Origin of the sequence: Christensenella sp., assembly GCF_034927525.1 — a bacterium.
Classification (GTDB): domain Bacteria; phylum Bacillota; class Clostridia; order Christensenellales; family Christensenellaceae; genus Christensenella.
Map to the genome: position 1 here is coordinate 1 of NZ_JAYFPU010000009.1, position 18,831 is coordinate 18,831.

Here is an 18,831-nt window from a genome sequence, read left to right on the forward strand (position 1 = left end):
TGTGCGCACGGCATACCAGAGAAGCTTTGTGCCGATCCCCGAGGGAAGGGACGAGGCGGTCATCACTTGTTTTCATATTCTGGAAGGGGTGAGCATTCCCAAAGGCGTAGTGGTCACAAGCAGGGATACGGTCGACTATACCCGTTATATTGCGTTCATGAACACGGCGACCTGTGAATATTTTTTTAAAACATACGATAACAGCAAGATTTTGAGTGCAAAGCTGCCGCAGGGCATGGAACGTGGCTCGCAGCCGGTGTGCTTTGGGAAGCTGAACCGTCCCGCTGTCTTTGAGCCGATGTAAGGAAAAGAATACTGAAAAGAACCGCTTGTTGGCGGTTCTTTTTTTGCACACATTTGTCACACTTGGTGTGTGTGATTTCTGCAACAAGAGTACTTGAAAAAACCTATCGTTTATATTAAATACATAGCAATTATATGTGCTATTTGTTGTTAATAGTGCAAAAATTGTGTATATAATACTTGAAAGGAACAGAAAGAATGCAGAAAAAAGGAAAGATTCTCTTATCAGCGGTATTGGCCGCAGTCATGGTGTTTGCGTTTGGCGCAGTTGCTTTGGCGGCTCCGGCAGACAGTGACACATCGGAGGCGAAGATTGAGTTTACGGCAGGGAATTTAGAGCTTAACGCAGTACCGGCGCTCAATTTTGGGACGCATGCCATTGATAACACAACGGTTGATTTCGCAACGCCGACAGGACCGAGCACCATGCAGGTAGCAGATGCACGCGGAAGCGGAGCCGGCTGGAAAGTAACAGCGCAGCTTGGCGCGTTTACCGTGACGGGAGGAACGACGCCCATCGGAAGCGCTACGATCACGCTGACAAGCGGTACGGCAGCAGGCGTGGGCACAAGCGATACAGCCCCTGTCGTAAAGACGCCTGTCACGCTTGCGACAAGCGGTGCGGCAGACACAGTAGCGACGGCGGCAGTGAACAGCGGGCGCGGTACGTGGAACGTTTCGTGGACGGCTCCTAATGCGTCGATCAACGTACCTGTACAGCACCAGCAGATCGGTGAGCATACGGCGATATTATCCTGGACACTAGAAGACGCTCCGTGATGGGAAAACCAAAAAGTGCGTGTCCGGAACATAGAATCCGGACACGCGGATAAAAGGGAAGGAGATTTATGGGAAAGAAAAAGATCAGGATAACCGTTTTATTGGTTGTTGCTGCCTTATTGCTTGCGTTGATCCCGGCAACGGTATATGCCGCGGACAAAAGCGAGGCGGTAGGTTTTTCTGTGAGTGCGAACCTGCCGGAAAACCAGAAAAATAGCGGCGTTTCCTATTTCGATCTTCAGATGGAGGCCAAACAAAAACAAGCCCTTTCTGTGCAGGTTTTTAACGAAAGCACGGAAGAGATCAAAGTAAAAGTTGCGGCGATCAGCGCTTCGACCAACGCAAACGGAATCATAGATTATAAGACGCCTGACGTGGGGGACGAGACCTTAAAGACGCCGTTTTCGGAGATAGCGGAAGTAAAAACGCCGGAGCTCACGATTCCTGCGGGGAAATCGGCGACGGCAGTTGTGGGCATAGAGATGCCGGCAGAAGTATATGACGGCGTGATCCTTGGCGGGATCGTATTGACACAGGTAAAAGAGGATGAACAAACATCACAGCCCAGCGGACAGCAGGCGCAGCAGGGCGTTTATATCAATAATGAATATAGCTATGTGCTGGGTGTAAAGCTGACAGAAACTGACAAAGAGGTGCTTCCTGCGTTTGTGGGAGTGGAAGCGAAGCCGGAACTTCTCAATTATCGCGTCAATGTCGTACACTATATCAGGAATACGGAAGCGGCGATCGCAAAAAATGTACAGCTCGATATCGAGGTCTATTCGCAAAACGAACAGGCAGTCGTAAAAACGAGTACAAAAACGATCGATATGGCGCCCAATTCGGTGATGCCGTATGCGGTGATGTGGGACGGAGAGATCGCCCCGGGTAAATATGTAAGCAATGTTTCGATGAAACTTGAAGATAAAGAATGGAAGTTTGAACTGCCCTTTGAAGTGAGTGCGCAGACGGCGCAGGAGATCAACAAAGAATCTGTGGAGCAATCACAGGGTATCCCGTGGTGGGTGATCCTGTTGATCGTGATCCTCGTGGTGCTTATCCTGGTCATCGTGTTTTTGCTGGCGGCAATGAAGCGCAGGAAAAAGAAAGAAGAAACAGTAGAAGCAGGGCAGAGAATGACAAGATCCGGAAGGAGAAAATAACGATAGTATGAGAAAGGCGACCAGAAAAAAGAGGTTCAAAAAGAACCGAATCATATTGTTTATTCTGGCCGCCGCGCTCGTGATGGCAGGAATACCGGCTTATGCGCAGGAGGCTGCACAGCCACCGGCAGGGCAGGTTGTGGCAGTGTCTGACGAGCCGGAAGCCGCACAGACGGAGGAGCAGCCGCAGGAGAGCGAAGTGCAGCCTTCCCCAACACCCGCCGAGCAGGAGAAGGAAGAACAACTGCCGGAAGCAACGACAGAACCTGAGAGCACTGTACCGGAGGCGACGGATAAGCCCGAAGCGCTGCAGCCGGAAGAGGCTGATGCTGCTGCGGAAGAACTGGCGATCATGCCACTTTCGATCGTGACGAGCGGACTTGATCCCAATGAAGTGATGGTCGATAATTTTGCCGATCTTAAGACGGTATTAACCGACTACAGTACCTATGCAGGGGTGGATACCATTTACCTAAACGGAGACATCGTCTATCAGGCAGGCGGAATACAAATCAATACTTCGCGTACCGCTGTGACAATTGTGGGACACCCAAAAGGTGATACGAGTACCATTTACACGATTACGGATATCGCGGGCGGTTCTGCTGCAAATACGATCCGAATCGTGAAAAACGATTTTAGCCTTACAGTCAAGGATGTAAACATCAACGGCAAGAATTACTACGGGCCGTTTATGGTGTACGATGGGTATACAAGTTGTACGCTTAGCTACGAAAATGTGACCTATACCGGCCCGCAGATGACATACAACTGGCGGGGACTGACACGGTATGTGGATTGTACCGTTACAATAACGCAAAACGGCGGTGATCCTCCGCAGGAGGTGGGGGAGGTTTCCCAGGTAGAGATTGGCGGGGTGACAACATTTTCGAAAGCGGTGGGCGATACGGCTATGTTCTGGTTCCGTGGGAATTCCGGCAGCAACCAGTATTTGAAGGTATTTGACGGCGCGAATGTGACGGCCAGCCATACTTCAACGCTCACCACTGTGTATGGTTTTATCTATGTAGAAGGAGCGGGCGCGGCAGCAAACCAAAAGCCGGTGGTGACGATTGGTACGGGTGCATCCCTTTTTGTTACAGCGAGAAATGGATTTACGTCCTACGATCATCGTGTGGAGTCGGTGACGCTAAACGAGGGGGCGGCACTGTACATCGATCAGACTGCGGCGGGTGCGGGATATCCTACCATCGGTATCAATACGTTGTTGCAGGTGGATGAAGGGGCTGTGTTGGATGTGCAGAGAAGCACAAACACAACTTTGAATGGACTGATCCGCTTTTATACCAGTGGCGCGCAGATGCAGTTGAATAATCCGGCAAGGGTGAAGCTATATAACCCTAACACTGTCTATAAGAGGGTGGTTTCGGTATTCCAGGGAACAGCAACGATTTCCGGAACGGTAGGCTCGATCAACGCGTGGACAACGGATTCAGGGCTTACGGACAGCATCGCGAATATGCCCGCGAACATTTGGAATAAGAACGACTCCAGTGTGATGAATCTTAGTGTAACGATGAGTACATCTGCGGTAACGGCAGCATCTATTTCCAATTATGATTCTGGAACCGACCCATTCACCAGCCCTTTTAACAGCACAAATTTTGATACCTACAATATGCCGATCATGGTAATGGGAAGTTATTATCTGGATACAGACGACATCTATCCGCAGGATACGCAGATCATAGGTACAGCGGTATCCGCAGCGGACGTGAGGGTGAGCTATACGAACAATTCGGTCGCGCAAACATTGAATACCACTGCCGACGGCAGCGGGATATATGCCGTGAACGTACCGGATTCACCGATTGCACAGGGGACGGAAGTCATTGCCATGAGTCATAAAAATTATCTGAAGGCACGGCATATTACGAGCGTGCTTGCGCAGCCGAGTGTCCTTCGATTTTATAATGTACCCGCCGAACTGGCGTTCCTTACCGGACAGGTTTCGGCTTTGCCACAGACGGTCGGGCGGCAGGACGCCGGATGGACAATGTCGGTTGAAGACACGCGGGGAGCGGGCAGCAGTTTTCGGATAGATGCAAGCATTGCGCAGCCACTTTCGGGAACGAATGGAGGAACGACGTATACGCTGCCGGGTGCACTTGTCTATGTGGACGGCAGCGGAACGAGTCATGCACTGGGGAGCGTCCCTATGACGATTTATAACGGCGTTACGGGAAGCACACCCCAAACGAATATCAGCTGGGCGGCAAACCGTGGCATACTTGTCTCGCTCGACGGCGGGCAGGGAGTGCCGAACGTCGCCTATGGCACAACGATAGAATGGTCGCTGATTGACGCACCGTAAAGACTTTATTTGAAAGAACCGTACCTCTTGTAGTGTACGGTTTTTTTTGACTTTCCCCTTTGCGCGTTCCGTGCTATAATAAGTCGCATATGTAAACAGAAAAAACATGACAGGGGTATACTATGTCAAGCACGACAAAAAGTCTTATTAAAAGCACATTGATATTAGGCGCGGCCGGTGTGATCGTAAAGATCGTGGGCGCGCTTTACCGGATTGTCCTCGCGGACTTTATTTCTTTAGAGGGCATGAGTTATTACCAGCAGGCGTTTCCGGTCTATTCGGCACTACTGATCATTTCTACGGTGGGGCTTCCCATCGCGATCTCCAAGCTCGTTTCCGAACGTGTGACAACAGGAGACTACAAGGGCGCGTACGCGGTTTTTAGAACGTCGCGTATGTTCCTTATCCTCGTCGGGCTTGCGACGTCTGTCGCCATGTTCTGCCTGGCAGGGCCGATCACGCAGTTGCAGGCGCTTCCCGGCGGCCAGTATTCGCTGATGGCGCTCGCGCCCGCGCTTTTCTTTGTATCTGTGATGTGCGCGTACCGCGGCTATTTCCAGGGGCTGCAAAACATGAAGCCGACGGCGCTGTCGCAGATCATTGAGCAATTCGTCAAGGTGGGCGTGGGGCTTGCTTTTGCGTATTTCCTGCTCAAATGGACGGGACGTATGGAATTCGGCGCGGCAGGTGCGCTGCTTGGCATCACGGTCTCTGAAGCGGTCGCGCTCCTTTATACGATGGGGGCGTACGGTAAGCAAAAGAGGCAGATGACGCAGGATATGATGCTGGCCTACAAAATAAAGCTTTCGTGGGCGGATGTCAAGCCGTTGCTTGGCAAAGTACTGATATTGGCGCTGCCAATCACAGTGGCAGGTCTCGTTATGCCTATCGTCGCCTTTGTAGATTCCGTCATCATTCCGCGCAGTATGCTTGCCTTAGGCTATGAGAGCGCTGCGGTGCGCAGCATGTACGGGACGCTTTCGGGCGGCGTGCTGACGATCATCAATTTGGCGGCGATCGTATCGCAGGCGCTGCAAATGAGCGTTGTGCCAGCGATCAGCGAAGCGCTTAAGCTGGGGGACAACGACCGTGTGAAGGCAAACGTGCTGCACGGCATCAAGTTTGCGTTTTTGGAAGGCATACCCGTGACGGTCGCGTTTTTTGTATTCGCGTCACCGATCTTTTCGTTTTTATATCCGGGTTCTACCCCGGCGCAGCATCAGCTTGCAACGGGGCTTTTGATGACAATGTGCTCTGTCGCGGTGTTCCTGCCCTTCATGCAGACCATGACAGGCGTTTTGCAGGGGATCGGCAAGCAAAACCTGCCGCCCATTGCCCTCGCGGTGGGCGCGGGCGTCAAAATCGGGCTGAGCTTGTTTTTGATGAGCATCCCACAGATCAATATTTACGGCGCGGTCATCGGTACGGTGATGTGTTATGTGATTGCCGCGGTTATGAACTATTTGTTCGTGCGCAAATATACGGGTGTGCGCATCAAATGGGGAGAGCACCTGCTCAAGCCCATCGCGGCTACGGCGGTGATGGCGTCTATCGCGTATCTTGTGTATTCGCTTATTGCGCCGTATTCCAATGCTGTCGGTGTGATCGCGTGCGTGCTCGTGGGTCTGGTCGTTTACTTCTTTATGCTGGTGCTTGTAAAGGCGGTCAACGAACGTGAGATGCTGCAAATACGCGGAGGAAAGAAGATCGTACAGGTGTTGAAAAAAATACATGTGTGGAGATAGAAGAACGGTCAATGAGAAGGCGCATGAAAATGCGCTTTTTTTATTGCCATGTATTGGTGTGATATGAGCAGGAAATGGGTATTACTATACAAATATCAAAAAAGGAGAAATAGTATGGAACACGAACCATCCGCTCGCGGCGGGTATACTGCGCGAGGCTGAGGCACGCGGCATTGCCGTCCCTTCTGTGGAAGGGGTCAGGACTATCGCGGGCGTGGGGCTTGCAGGCAAATATGAAGGCAATGAAATAGAGGTCGTCAATGCGGCGTATCTGGATAAACAGGGGGTAGCGTACGATGTTGAAGCGTTTCGTGCGTTGTCGGAGGAAGGAAATTCTATAAGCTTTTTGCTGGAAAACGAAAAAGCGGTAGGCATGGTCGCGCAGGGCGACCGCATCAAGAAGAATGCCAAAACAATGGTGGAGGCGCTGAAAAAGCAGGGCGTGGTTCCTGTCATGCTGACGGGCGACAACGAGGCCGCGGCACGCTCGGTCGCGCGTCAACTGGGGATTGCGGATGTACACGCTGCGCTGCTGCCGGACGATAAGGAAAAAATCATCCGTCAATATGAGGAGCAGGGCAAGGTCGTTATGATGGTGGGCGACGGCATCAATGACGCACCCAGCCTTGCGCGGGCGGATATCGGCATTGCGATCGGCGCAGGGACGGACGTGGCGATCGATTCTGCCGATGTGGTACTGGTGCGCAGCGATCCGGCCGACATCCTGAAATTTTTGACGCCCGCCAGAAGAACAAGCAGGAAGATGGTACAAAACCTGTGGTGGGGCGCGGGGTACAATATCGTGGCTATTCCGCTTGCAGCGGGCGTGCTGGCGCCAATCGGCATACTGCTCGATCCGGCGGTAGGGGCGGCGCTGATGTCCGTCAGTACGGTCGTGGTTGCGCTGAATGCTTTAACACTGCGCTTAAAGGATAAGTGAAGAAAAAAACGATTGAAAAACGCGTATCGAAAAGTACGCGTTTTTTTGTATAAATTTTTGAAAATCTATTGACAAAATAAAAGCTATGGTTTAACATCTAGCTAAAGTCATCAGATAACTTAAACTAGAAAGCTTACAATAACAAACAGAGGTTGGATGATAATGGATGCTGCCCAAATGAAAACGCAAATCCGTATTTCTGCGATCAGCGCAGCCGCAAGACTGTGCGGGCGGTTTTATGTACCTGCCGCGGTTTCTAACCGTCACATCCATTTGAGTGAAAAAGATGTGCAAACGCTTTTTGGCAGAGGATATGTGCTTGCGCAAAGCAAGCCCCTTCTGCAGCACGGACAGTATGCCTGCCACGAAACGCTTATTCTGATCGGAAAAAAGGGAAGCATCGAAAAGATACGCGTACTGGGGCCGCTGCGCGCACAGACACAAGTGGAGCTGTCGCTCACAGATTGCTTTAAGACGGGAGTGGAGCCTGTGATCAGAATGTCCGGTGAGCTTGCGGGTACGCCGGGGGCAAGGCTTATCGGGCCGGCTGGCGAAGTAGAGCTTGCGGGCGGCGTGATCGTCGCGGCACGGCACATTCACGCCAGCACATCGCAGGCACATATGCTTGGCATTTGCGACCGCGATGTGGTGTGCCTTGAGCGGCATGGGCAGCGCGCCATGCGCATGGATAATGTGGCGGTGCGCGTACAGGATGATTTTGAACTGGAGCTGCATATCGATACGGACGAAGCGAACGCGGGCATGATCGTGAACGGCGACCTGCTCGAGATCGTCAGATAGGCGGGTAGAATGGATAGTAACAGTATCGATATTACTGCGATCGTAAAGAAGGTAATGCAAAGCATACAGGCGGATGATAGACGTTTGTCCGGCATACAAAACGAAGACGGCACTACGGTCGCCATTATGACAGGTTATGTCCCCGCTCCTGAGAAGTGCAGAGAACTCCTGATAAAAACCTATGGAAACGGTATCGATTGTCTACTCCTCCATGAAGCGGATTTTTCAGGGGCGGGAATATCCCCAATCAAAATAAACGAACAGGATGAACAACTTTTTAAAAGACTAGAAAAGGCGGAGAAGGTCGCGCTGGTCGCGCCGGGTATCGCCCTGATGGATCGGCTTGCAAAAGGCGATGACAGAACGCCCGTTACGCGGGCACTGCTGCGCGCGTTGCTGTGGGGTGTGCACATGAGCGTCGTACTGGATTTTGTTCCGCCGCGCTTTGCAAGGAATACATTTTTTGAAAAGATTGTAGATACGGTGGACGCGCTGCGGGCGATGGATATCGACATACTGGAATACCGCTGCAAAGAGATCAAAGCGGAGAAAACCTTTTCCCTGCTGACGGAACGTGACGTGCTGGATGCGCACAGGGCGGGAGAAGAATGCGTATGCTGTACAAAAAACGCGATCATTACACCGCTTGGGCGCGAGGCGCTTAAGGAAACGGGCATTATACTGAGAGAAACGGCATGGGAGTAAGACAATGCTGATAGGAAAAGTCCGGGGTACTGTGGTCAGCAGTACAAAAAGTGAATACTTAAACGGGCTTAAGCTGCTCGTCGTGGGAGGACTTGATCCGGACACCCTTACGGATACGGGAGAGATCGAGGTCGTTGTGGACGCAGTGGATGCGGGAGACGGCGAAGTGGTGATGTGCTGCCGGGGCAGCAGCTCGCGCAAGGTGGACGGACTGGAAAACTATCCCATCGACTACACGGTCGTGGCAGTGCTCGATTCGATCGAGGAAAACGGGAAAGTCATTTATAAGAAATTTAGTGAAGGGGGTGTGTAAAGATGCAGCTTGGGATCGTGAAAGGGCAGGTCGTCAGCACCAAAAAAGCACAGCGCCTGGATGGCATCAAGATTCTGATCGTACAGCCCCTCGATGTGCTGACCTTTGAAGAAAGCGGGCGCGCGGTAGCGAGCCTTGACACGGTAGGTGCGGGAGAAGGCGAAGTCGTGATGCTGGTGGGTGGAAGCAGCGCGCGTATGACGGATACGATGTCCGATAAGCCTACGGACTGCACCATCGTGGCCATCATCGACAGTGTGGATATCGGCGGCGGGCGAATGTTTGACAAGGCGTCCGGCAGCGGGAAGAAATAAACAGGCAGCGGGGGAGCGAAGGGATGCAAATGACGGACGAGCAATTGAGGGAAATGATCGCTAGCACGGTAAGCGGCTTGCTGCAAAGAACGACGGCAGGCAGTGCGCAATGGCTGTGCGACGATATGGACGAAGCGGTACAGAATGCGGTACAGGCGCAGCGGGAACTCACGCAAATGACGCTCAAGGAGCGCAGGCGTATGATAGAAGCGATCCGTCTGGCAGGCGTAAAGCATGCGGAATACTTAGGTACGATGGCGCATGAGGAAACGGGATATGGCCACGCCGACCAGAAGGCGTTCAAGAACGTACTGGTTTCGGAGGGGACGCCGGGTATAGAGGATATCGAGACACGTGCGCTTTCAGGCGACGACGGTCTGACGCTTTTTGAGCACGCGCCGTTCGGCGTGATCGGTTCCATCATTCCGTCGACAAACCCTACAAGCACGGTCATCAACAACGCGATCAGCATGATCTCCGCGGGAAACGCGGTCGTATTCAATCCGCATCCGGCGGCAAAGAAATGCTCGCAGGAGGCGATGCGCATCGTGAATGAAGCGATCGTTTCGGCCGGAGGGCCGCCAACGCTGGTTACGACGGTAAAGGAACCGACGATGCAGAGCGGTCAGAAGATGATGGAGCACAGGGATGTGCCGCTGCTTTCTGTGACGGGCGGCGAGGCCGTCGTAGCCGTTGCTATGAAAACAGGCAAAAAAGTGATTGCCGCAGGGCCGGGCAACCCGCCCGCCATTGTGGACGATACGGCGGATATTGCAAAGGCGGCAAAGGATATCATCGACGGAGCCAGCTTTGACAACAATGTGATGTGTCTTTCCGAAAAAGAGGTATTTGCGTTTGAGACGATCGCGGAGCGCCTGATGGAGGAAATGTGCAAAAACGGCGCGGTCAGGATCTGCGGCGCGGATATCGATAAGGTGTTACAAACAACGCTTGTCGAAAAAAACGGTAATTATGTGATCAACCGTAATTATGTGGGCAGGAACGCCTCGGTCATCCTGCGTGATGCAGGTGTGGCTTTCACGGGCGAGCCGCGCATCATCATTGCGGAGGTAGAGCGCACGCACCCGTTTATTATGACGGAGATGCTGATGCCTGTTTTGGGGATTGCCAGAGTGCGCGACATCAACGACGCTGTTGCAAGCGCGCTGCTGGCAGAGAAAAACTGCAAGCATTCGGCGGTCATCCATTCTATGAACGTACGGCATCTTTCGATCGCGGCGGCGGCGCTCAATACAACGATTTTTGTGAAAAACGGGCCGTCTTACGCGGGCAACGGCTTTGGCGGGGAAGGGTTTGCGACGATGACGATCGCAACGCCTACCGGCGAAGGACAAACGAGCGCGCGGACGTTTACGCGTACAAGAAGATGCGTATTACAGGGAGACCTGAGGATTATTTGACGAGGTATGGGTATGAGTTTGATTGACAGCGTAAGGGAAGCGGGGGTCATCGGCGCGGGCGGCGCGGGATTCCCCACACATGTGAAGATCGGATGCCAGGCGGAATACGTGATCGGCAATGGCGCGGAATGTGAGCCGCTGCTGCGCGTAGACCAGCAACTGATGGCAAAATATGCGCAGGATGTGGTTGCGGGAATCGTGGCGGTGAAAGAACAGGTGGGCGCAAAAAAAGCGGTCATCTGTTTAAAGGAACATTATCATGAAGCGGTACAGGCGCTATGTAATGCGGCGCAAAGTGCAGGCGGCGTAGAAGTGAAGCTGTTTAAAAGTTATTACCCCGCCGGAGACGAACAGCAAATGGTGTTTGAGGTAACGGGTAAGGTCATCCCTACAGGCGGTCTGCCGCTTGACGTGGGTGCGGTCGTTTGTAATGTAAGCACGATTGTCAATATCGCGAACGCTTTGCGGGGGCAGCCGGTGACAGACAAGCTGGTGACGGTGGGCGCACAGGTTAAGCGGCCGCTTACGCTGCGCGTGCCGATCGGTACGCCGATATCGATGCTGCTCGAGCGGGCAGGAGCGCCGCAGGACATGAGCGGTTATACCGTGGTGATCGGCGGGCCGTGCATGGGCAAGCTGACAAAAGACCTGAGCACGCCGGTGACAAAAACGACGGGCGGCCTGCTTGTGGTCGCGGACGACCATCCGCTGATCGCAAAGAAGCAGGACAACATAGAGCGTGATATCCGCCTTGCAAAGGCGGTGTGCTGCAATTGCAGCATGTGTACGCAGATGTGCCCGAGAAGCGCGTTGGGTTTAAATGTGCAACCGCACAAGGCGATGCGCGCGGTTGCGCAGGGCTCGGGCTCGCTGCTTGGCTCGGCCAATTCTGTATTCTCTTGCTGCGACTGCGGCATTTGTACCTATTATGCGTGCAATTTCGGGCTGTCGCCCTCAAAGATCATGCAGCGCTTAAAAACGGGTATGATGGCGGAGGGGATCAAGCCGCAAAAGGAAGTGCCGTTTGCGCCCGACCCGGGCATTGCTGGGAAACGTATCCCGGTTTCGCGCATGATCGCGCGGCTGGGGCTTATGCAATATGACGTGCCAGCACCGCTTGAAGACGGATTGATGCGCGTGGATCGGGTCAGGATACCGCTCAAAATGAGCATCGGCGCACCGTCCGTACCGGTTGTTTCGGTGGGCGACAGCGTACAGGCGGGTGACCTCATCGCGGACATCAGGGAAAACGCGCTCGGTTCACGGATACATGCAAGCATAGCGGGAAAGGTAAGCGCGGTGGATGATTGCATTGAAATCAGAATATAGCGGACAGGGGAGGAAAAATAAGTGAATGCACTTGGAATGATAGAACTCAACAACATACCGGTGGGCATTGAATCGGCAGACGCGATGCTCAAAACAGCCGACGTAAGGCTGCTGAGCGCGCAGCCGGTATGCGCGGGAAAATATATCGCGATCGTCGCGGGGGATGTGATGGCTGTACGCTCGTCTGTGCAGGCGGGTATTGAGAACGCAGCGGACAAGCTGGTGGACAGTCTTGTGATCCCCAATGTACACGAACAGGTGTTGTGCGCGGTGGGGGCGGCGAGCGAGATCGGTAAGGTGGATGCGGTAGGTATCATTGAAACATTTTCGCTGTGCGCGGCGGTGGTCGCTGCGGATACGGCGGTAAAGACCGCAAACATAGATTTGATCGAGGTACGGCTCGGCAGGGGTCTCGGAGGGAAATCCTTCGTGGTGCTGACGGGCGACGTGGCGGCGGCACAATCCGCTGTCGCGGCGGCAGGAGCGCTGGAGGAAACGCAGGGGCTGCTTTCGCAGTGCGTTGTGATCCCTTCCCCGCATCGTGACCTGATAGGTTCAATCTTATGAGCAAGCAAAAAGGAAGAGCGGTACAAAAGGGGCCATCGAACACCGGTGCCGGTGTAAAAAAGGCGCAGGGAGGGGCGGCTGCCCCTGTCCATAAGGAGAGCGGCGACATCCGCACACAGAAAGGAGCAACAAAAATGGAAAAAGAAGCTTTGGGAATGGTAGAAACAAAAGGCCTGATCGGCTCGATAGAGGCGGCGGACGCAATGGTAAAAGCGGCTAACGTGCAGCTGGTGGGCAAAGAACGTATCGGCAGCGGCCTTGTTACCGTTATGGTACGTGGCGATGTAGGCGCGGTAAAGGCCGCAGTCGACGCAGGCGCTGCCGCTGCAAAGCGCGTAGGCGAACTGTACGTCGTACATGTGATCCCGCGTCCGCACAATGACACGGAAACGATCCTGCCGTCGGCGGAATAGGCGATGCGCACGGGAAAGGTCGTCGGCAATGTGGTTTCCACTGTCAAAAATGAAAACCTGACCGGGATCAAGCTGCTCGTTGTACAGATCCTAAACGACGGCGTACCGGCAGAAGCGATCGTTGCGGCGGACGCAACCAAGCAGGCAGGCATGGGAGACTATGTGTTCATCATGGAATCCAAAGAGGCCGGACTGCTGCTGCGTAAGGAGAACACACCCGCTGACGCATCCATTTGTGGATTTATCGATGCGTATAACGAGATACTGTAACGGAGGATAGGGCATGAAGATCGCCAGAGTGGTGGGAAATGTCGTTTCTACGGTAAAGGATGAATCGTTTATAGCTAAAAAGCTGGTTATCATCGAGTGGCTTGACGATAAACTGCAAAAAAAAGGAGCGCGTATCATCGCTTTTGACGCGGCGGGAGCCGGCGCGGGCGATATCGTGCTTGTGAACGCAGAAGGGGATGCGGCAAAGCTGATGCTGGGTGACGAAACGATGATCGGAGACCTGACGGTGTGCGGCGTTATCGACAGTATTACCATAGACAAACGAACGGTTAAAACGACATGATTTTATCAGCAAAAATCGTTAGAAAAGTATTGACACCAAAGTCATCAGATGATATTATACAAATATAATACATCATATAACTATCATTAGACAATATGGAGGGTACGGAAATGGAAAAACAGGCTCTGGGAATGGTTGAGACCAAAGGTCTGATCGGCGCGATCGAAGCGGCGGATGCGATGGTCAAGGCGGCTAATGTGGAACTGACAGGCAAAGAACAGATCGGCTCCGGCCTTGTCACGGTCATTGTTCGTGGCGATGTAGGCGCGGTACGCGCGGCTGTGGAAGCGGGCGCTTCGGCAGCAAAGCGTGTGGGTGAATTGTTCGGTATGCATATCATTCCGCGTCCGCATGACGATGTGGAAAAGATCCTGCCGGCAAAATAATTCCTTATCGGTCACGATAGGACTTAAAAAGTTTTACGGAAAGCGAGTGATTGAAGTTGGAAATGGAAGACATCATCAAGAAGATTACCGAAGAAGTATATAGAAACCTTTCCGCAATGCAGGGAACCGCACCATCAGCGCCGGCGCAGGGACAAAGCGCTTCTGCAAGCGCATACGAGCTTGTGAAGATGGATCCGGGCGCAAGCGTACGCGATATTGACGAAGCGTGCACTACGGCAAAAAGCAAAGGATATGCGGCGCTGTGCGTGCCACAGTGGTTTGTGAATGTGGCGGCAGAAAAGCTTGGCGCAGGAGTGAAGGTCGATACGATCATCAGTCTGCCGGGCGGGGCGACCTCGACTTACGCAAAATATGCGGAGGTCAATGAGGCGGTCAAGAACGGTGCGAACGAGATCACGATCCCTGTCAATATGGATATGGTGGGCGCTGACCGCATAAGTGACGCGCGCAATGATCTGCAAACGGCAATGATCACGGCGGCGGCAACGCAGGACGTATGTGTGAAGGCTTTGGTGGAAATGGGCGTGGTGCAAAAACAGGCGCTTGCAGAGGCTGTAAAAATGATTTGTGATTGCGGAATCAGGCATATTGTATTATCATTTGTAATGAGTGGTACAAAGGCCGATCCGCAGGCGATCGCAGATGTGACGTCAGCCTGCGCGGGCAAGGCGGATGTGGCTGTAGTGGGCGGCGGTATTACTGCATTACCGCAGAATACGACGAGGGTTATGTCGAGTTATGTGACATGAATCGGAACAGAGCCGGCTCAGTAAAAAACTGAAATGGAGAAAATGTAATGTTGGCGTATGTTGACACAAAAAACAAATTATTCAAATATATCAAGGCGAACAAACTCAAGGTGGGGGACAAGCTTCCTTCCGAAAACCAGCTTTCCGAGCTGCTTGGCGTGAGCCGCCTGACACTGCGTGAGGCGATCAATGCGTTAAAAAACGAGGGTGTCGTGTATTCCGTGCAGGGCAAGGGGACATTTGTTTCCTGCAACATGGATCAGATCGCAGATACGCTGAATAATAACCTGAGTGTCACAGAGATGATCGAGCTGAGCGGTTATGCCGCGGGTGTGCAGTCCTTCAAAAAGGAATTGGTGCGCGCAGAAGGCGAGATCGCGGACAAGCTCAATGTCAACGAAGGAACGACGCTCGTCATGTGCGCGCGTATCCGTACGGCGGATGGCCGCCCGGTGGTGTTTTCGGAAGATTACTTAGCGCCGCGGCTGGTGGAGGATTTCTTATCCGTCACGGACGAAAACGTTTCTTTGTACAAGTTCATTGAGAACCAGGCTAACATTGAAATGGGTCTTTGTATCGCGGAGATCGTGCCCATCAAGGCGGAAGGGGACATTGCCAAAATGCTTGAGCTAAACGAAGGCGATGTGCTGCTGAAGTTCAAAATGATGGTCAACGACGCATATGGAACACCGCTTATCTACTCCAATGAATATTTACGGGTCGACAGCTTCAAATTCCTGATTCATAGATGGAGGTAGAATTTTGAAAGCGGTTGTAAAATATCAGCAGGGAAAAGACGGGATCGAATTGCGAGACGTACCTGTCCCTGAGATCGGGGACGACGATGTTTTACTGGAAATCAAGGCCGCGGGATTGTGTGGGTCAGACCTTGCGTTTGCGCAGGGGCACCATGCCGATATCCTGTTCCCGCCCGTCATACTGGGACATGAGTTCTCGGGCGTTGTGGCTAAGGTCGGAAAGAATGTTACAAGATGGAAAATAGGAGATCGCGTGGTTTCGGACAACACCGGCAAGGTGTGCGGCGAATGCTATGCGTGCTCCACGGCGGACTACCTGTCCTGCCCCGAACGTTTGGGGCTTGGCTACGGCCTTGACGGAGGGTTTGCCAAATATTGCAAGATATATGGAGAGACGCTCAAGAGGTTTCCCAATTCCCTGATGAGGCTGCCTGAGTGCATCTCGTTTGAGGAAGCGGCAGTCCTCGACCCTGCGTGCAACGCTTATATGGCGGTGGTGCAGGAAGCAAAGGTGATGCCCGGCGAATATGTCGCGGTGTTCGGCGTAGGCGCGCTGGGGCAGTTTTCCATACAGGCCGCGCGTGCGGCTGGCGCTGCCAAGATCATTGTGATCGGGCTTTCGCAGGATGCAGAACGCTTCGAGCTTGCAAAGCAGCATGGCGCGACAGACATCGTCACCTCTGATAAGGTGGATGCGGTCGCGGAGGTAAAACGGATCACGAATGGGGAAGGCGTTTCTACAGTCGTCGACTGTGCGGGCGTTGCCGTGGTTTTGAAGCAGGCGATCGAAATGGTGCGCACAGCCGGCGTGATCATCAAGATCGGTTATGACGAAAAGCCGCTCGGTTTTTCCCTTGACGATATCGTCGGACGCGCCATTCAATTGAAAGGACATTTTGGATACGACTGGATATCATGGCGAAACGTGATGAACCTGGTCGTGGCCGGAAAGTTCACACTTAATACAGCAATCACACATAAATTGAAAATTTCACAATTTGAACAGGCGCTCGGTTTGCTGCGCTCGAAAGAAGCGATCAAGGTCATTTTATACCCCGAAGATTAATCAAAACAACAGAATTACAGTATAAGTTTGGAGGCGAGCCATTTGGAGATATACATTTGCGCTGATTTTAGCCAGGACGGAATTGAAATGCTCAAAGTTGCAGGACACACGGTGCGTACGGGCGGCTGGGGCTTTGAAGATCACATCCTGACGGGGGATCAGCTGATTCAACAAATTGGAAATGCCGACGTGCTCGTTGTCGGTTATGAGGAAGTAACGCGCAGGGTGCTGGAAAAGACGAATTTAAAGGCGATCTCGTCGATCCGCGGGGGCCCGCGGGCAAACATCGATGTGGATTATGCGACAGAACGCGGCATCCCGGTGTTTTATACGTTCGGACGGGAGGCGATCCCGGTGGCGGACTTTACGATGGGGCAGATCCTTGCTGTCACCAGAAAGATCGCACGTTCGGACAGGGAGCTGCGCAGAGGCGTGTTCGCGGCGCCGGATATGGACTACGGCAGCGACAAGGACGTGATCTGGGACATGACCCCCGAAGGGCCGTGGCAGGCGCGTAAGGGCATTGAAATGCAGGGCAAGACCATCGGCTTGATCGGTTTTGGTACGGTAGGCCGCGAGGTGGCAAAGCGCGCACAAAGCTTTGGCATGAAGGTCATCGTATACGATCCCTATCAGGACGCGGCGCGCATCGAGCAGGGCGGCGCGCAAAAGGCGGAACTCGAGCAGCTGCTTCAGTCCTCCGACATCATATCGTTTCATGCAAAGATCACGGACGACAACAAGGGCATGATCGCAGACAAGCAGTTTGCGATGATGAAGGACGGCGTGTATATCATAAACAATGCACGCGCAGGGTTGATGGACGAAAACGCACTGCGCTGCGCGCTGCGTTCGGGCAAGCTCGGCGGATTGGCCCTTGATGTGTTCCATCAGGAACCGATCAAGAGCAATGATGAATATTTCGATTACGACAACGTGGTGCTGACACCGCACATCGCAGGCTCCGGCCGCGACGTGATCTATCTGCAGTCCGTCATGCTGGTGAACGACCTGATGCTGTATTTTGGCGGCGGCAGGCCAAAGCCGGTCGTCAACCCCGAAGCGTTCGATAAGATGGGAAGGTGAACAAAATGCCTCTTGTAAAGACATTAGATATCTTAAAAGATTGCGAAGAACTGAAATACGCGGTAGGCGCGTTCAACATCAACGGGCTCGATCAGCCGGCGGCGCTCGTGAAGCGCGCGCAGGAGCTGCGATCGCCGATTTTGATGGTCGTCCCGGGCGTGATCGAAAAATATGTAAATTTTGAAGATTACGTCAATGTGACGGCACGCGCGGCACGCGACGCAGACGTACCGGTGGGCATCCATTTAAGCCACGGGCTTGATCTGGAACAGTTCGAGCGCGCATGCAAGGCGGGCTTTACGTCTGTCATGTACGACGGCTCTAAGTTCCCGTTTGAGGAAAATGTAGCGAACACGCGTATCGCGGTGGAGATCGGCCATAAATACGGCTGTGCCGTGGAAGGCGAGCTGGGTGCGCTCGGAAGCTCGTTTGCGAGCGTTTCCGAATCGATGACAGACCCGGCGATGGCAAGGGAGTTTGTGGAAAAAACAGGCGTGGATATCCTCGCGGTGGCGATCGGGAATGCGCATGGGTTCTATAAGGGAACGCCCAGCCTTGATTTCAAGCGCTTGGAGGAGATACGCTATGCGCTGATGGCAAAGAATTGCTACCTGACGCTGCACGGCGGTACGGGCATCCCGGAAGACCATATCAAGCGCAGTATTGAGATGGGTATCGTGAAGATATGTATCTACACGGAAATGTGCCATGTAGGAAAACGAAACGCGATCAAATATGTGGAAGACAACCCGGAATATACGGGCAACTACGATATCCCGGATTTGATCGGCGCGATCGACTTAGGCTTTGCGGATGCGGCGGAAGAAAGCATGCGGTGGTTTATGAGCGTGGGCAAGATCGGCAGGGGAGACAGCTGCTTTGCGGAGTTGCAGGCACCGTCGGTAAACAGACAGCCGGTGAGCGCTTCGTTTGGCGGCGCGGGTGCAGCTGTTGCGGAGACCTCGACTGTCGTGACGGATCCCGGCCCGAGATATCCGTCCCTTCCGGCGGAAAACAATGATTTCCGTGCGACAGGGGCATTCTGGAACAAAAACGTTTAAG

At 53.2% G+C, this 18,831-nt stretch carries 22 protein-coding genes; all 22 read left to right on the forward strand.

Annotation, left to right across the window (positions count from 1 at the left end):
- Positions 1-304: linear amide C-N hydrolase (locus tag VB081_RS00160; protein WP_323398843.1), on the forward strand; the 304-nt coding region annotated here is incomplete at its 5' end.
- A gap of 197 nt (positions 305-501) precedes the next feature.
- Complete coding sequence (locus tag VB081_RS00165) at positions 502-1,083, forward strand: WxL domain-containing protein (RefSeq protein WP_323398844.1); 582 nt, start codon at positions 502-504, stop codon at positions 1,081-1,083.
- Between the two features lie 68 nt (positions 1,084-1,151).
- A complete protein-coding gene (locus VB081_RS00170) occupies positions 1,152-2,246 on the forward strand; it encodes a DUF916 and DUF3324 domain-containing protein (protein ID WP_323398845.1) in 1,095 nt (364 codons plus the stop codon).
- A 7-nt stretch (positions 2,247-2,253) separates the two neighbouring features.
- On the forward strand, positions 2,254-4,581 hold the full coding sequence (locus tag VB081_RS00175) for a pectate lyase-like adhesive domain-containing protein (protein ID WP_323398846.1): 2,328 nt from the start codon (positions 2,254-2,256) through the stop codon (positions 4,579-4,581).
- 122 nt (positions 4,582-4,703) lie between these two features.
- Positions 4,704-6,326 (forward strand): putative polysaccharide biosynthesis protein, encoded by a 1,623-nt coding sequence (locus tag VB081_RS00180; RefSeq protein WP_323398847.1) that lies wholly within the window; start codon positions 4,704-4,706, stop codon positions 6,324-6,326.
- Positions 6,327-6,435: 109 nt separating this feature from the next.
- A complete protein-coding gene (locus tag VB081_RS00185; RefSeq protein ID WP_323398864.1) occupies positions 6,436-7,266 on the forward strand; it encodes an HAD-IC family P-type ATPase in 831 nt (276 codons plus the stop codon).
- Between the two features lie 177 nt (positions 7,267-7,443).
- The gene (gene pduL / locus VB081_RS00190; protein ID WP_323398848.1) at positions 7,444-8,067 is read left to right on the forward strand and encodes a phosphate propanoyltransferase; all 624 of its coding nucleotides are present in this window, start codon (positions 7,444-7,446) and stop codon (positions 8,065-8,067) included.
- A 9-nt stretch (positions 8,068-8,076) separates the two neighbouring features.
- Positions 8,077-8,772 carry a hypothetical protein gene (locus VB081_RS00195; RefSeq protein WP_323398849.1) on the forward strand — a complete coding sequence of 232 codons (696 nt, stop codon included), beginning with the start codon at positions 8,077-8,079 and terminating at the stop codon, positions 8,770-8,772.
- Between the two features lie 4 nt (positions 8,773-8,776).
- Positions 8,777-9,085, forward strand: coding sequence for a EutN/CcmL family microcompartment protein (locus tag VB081_RS00200; RefSeq protein WP_323398850.1), 309 nt, complete (start codon positions 8,777-8,779; stop codon positions 9,083-9,085).
- 2 nt (positions 9,086-9,087) lie between these two features.
- Positions 9,088-9,399 carry a EutN/CcmL family microcompartment protein gene (locus tag VB081_RS00205; RefSeq protein ID WP_323398851.1) on the forward strand — a complete coding sequence of 104 codons (312 nt, stop codon included), beginning with the start codon at positions 9,088-9,090 and terminating at the stop codon, positions 9,397-9,399.
- A gap of 29 nt (positions 9,400-9,428) precedes the next feature.
- Positions 9,429-10,820 carry an aldehyde dehydrogenase family protein gene (locus VB081_RS00210; protein WP_323398852.1) on the forward strand — a complete coding sequence of 464 codons (1,392 nt, stop codon included), beginning with the start codon at positions 9,429-9,431 and terminating at the stop codon, positions 10,818-10,820.
- A 12-nt stretch (positions 10,821-10,832) separates the two neighbouring features.
- Complete coding sequence (locus VB081_RS00215; protein ID WP_323398853.1) at positions 10,833-12,149, forward strand: 4Fe-4S dicluster domain-containing protein; 1,317 nt, start codon at positions 10,833-10,835, stop codon at positions 12,147-12,149.
- A 21-nt stretch (positions 12,150-12,170) separates the two neighbouring features.
- The gene (locus VB081_RS00220) at positions 12,171-12,716 is read left to right on the forward strand and encodes a BMC domain-containing protein (protein WP_323398854.1); all 546 of its coding nucleotides are present in this window, start codon (positions 12,171-12,173) and stop codon (positions 12,714-12,716) included.
- Positions 12,717-12,850: 134 nt separating this feature from the next.
- Positions 12,851-13,129 carry a BMC domain-containing protein gene (locus VB081_RS00225; RefSeq protein ID WP_323398855.1) on the forward strand — a complete coding sequence of 93 codons (279 nt, stop codon included), beginning with the start codon at positions 12,851-12,853 and terminating at the stop codon, positions 13,127-13,129.
- Positions 13,130-13,132: 3 nt separating this feature from the next.
- A complete protein-coding gene (locus VB081_RS00230; protein ID WP_323398856.1) occupies positions 13,133-13,399 on the forward strand; it encodes a EutN/CcmL family microcompartment protein in 267 nt (88 codons plus the stop codon).
- 13 nt (positions 13,400-13,412) lie between these two features.
- Positions 13,413-13,703 (forward strand): EutN/CcmL family microcompartment protein, encoded by a 291-nt coding sequence (locus VB081_RS00235; RefSeq protein ID WP_323398857.1) that lies wholly within the window; start codon positions 13,413-13,415, stop codon positions 13,701-13,703.
- A gap of 110 nt (positions 13,704-13,813) precedes the next feature.
- The gene (locus VB081_RS00240) at positions 13,814-14,089 is read left to right on the forward strand and encodes a BMC domain-containing protein (RefSeq protein ID WP_323398858.1); all 276 of its coding nucleotides are present in this window, start codon (positions 13,814-13,816) and stop codon (positions 14,087-14,089) included.
- Positions 14,090-14,139: 50 nt separating this feature from the next.
- The gene (locus VB081_RS00245; protein ID WP_323398859.1) at positions 14,140-14,859 is read left to right on the forward strand and encodes a hypothetical protein; all 720 of its coding nucleotides are present in this window, start codon (positions 14,140-14,142) and stop codon (positions 14,857-14,859) included.
- A 47-nt stretch (positions 14,860-14,906) separates the two neighbouring features.
- A complete protein-coding gene (locus tag VB081_RS00250) occupies positions 14,907-15,617 on the forward strand; it encodes a GntR family transcriptional regulator (protein WP_323398860.1) in 711 nt (236 codons plus the stop codon).
- A gap of 4 nt (positions 15,618-15,621) precedes the next feature.
- Entirely contained in the window at positions 15,622-16,683 is a 1,062-nt protein-coding gene (locus tag VB081_RS00255) for an alcohol dehydrogenase catalytic domain-containing protein (RefSeq protein ID WP_323398861.1), read from the forward strand.
- Between the two features lie 42 nt (positions 16,684-16,725).
- Complete coding sequence (locus tag VB081_RS00260; protein ID WP_323398862.1) at positions 16,726-17,769, forward strand: NAD(P)-dependent oxidoreductase; 1,044 nt, start codon at positions 16,726-16,728, stop codon at positions 17,767-17,769.
- 5 nt (positions 17,770-17,774) lie between these two features.
- Complete coding sequence (locus VB081_RS00265) at positions 17,775-18,830, forward strand: class II fructose-bisphosphate aldolase (protein WP_323398863.1); 1,056 nt, start codon at positions 17,775-17,777, stop codon at positions 18,828-18,830.
- The last annotated feature ends 1 nt before the right edge of the window (position 18,831 follow it).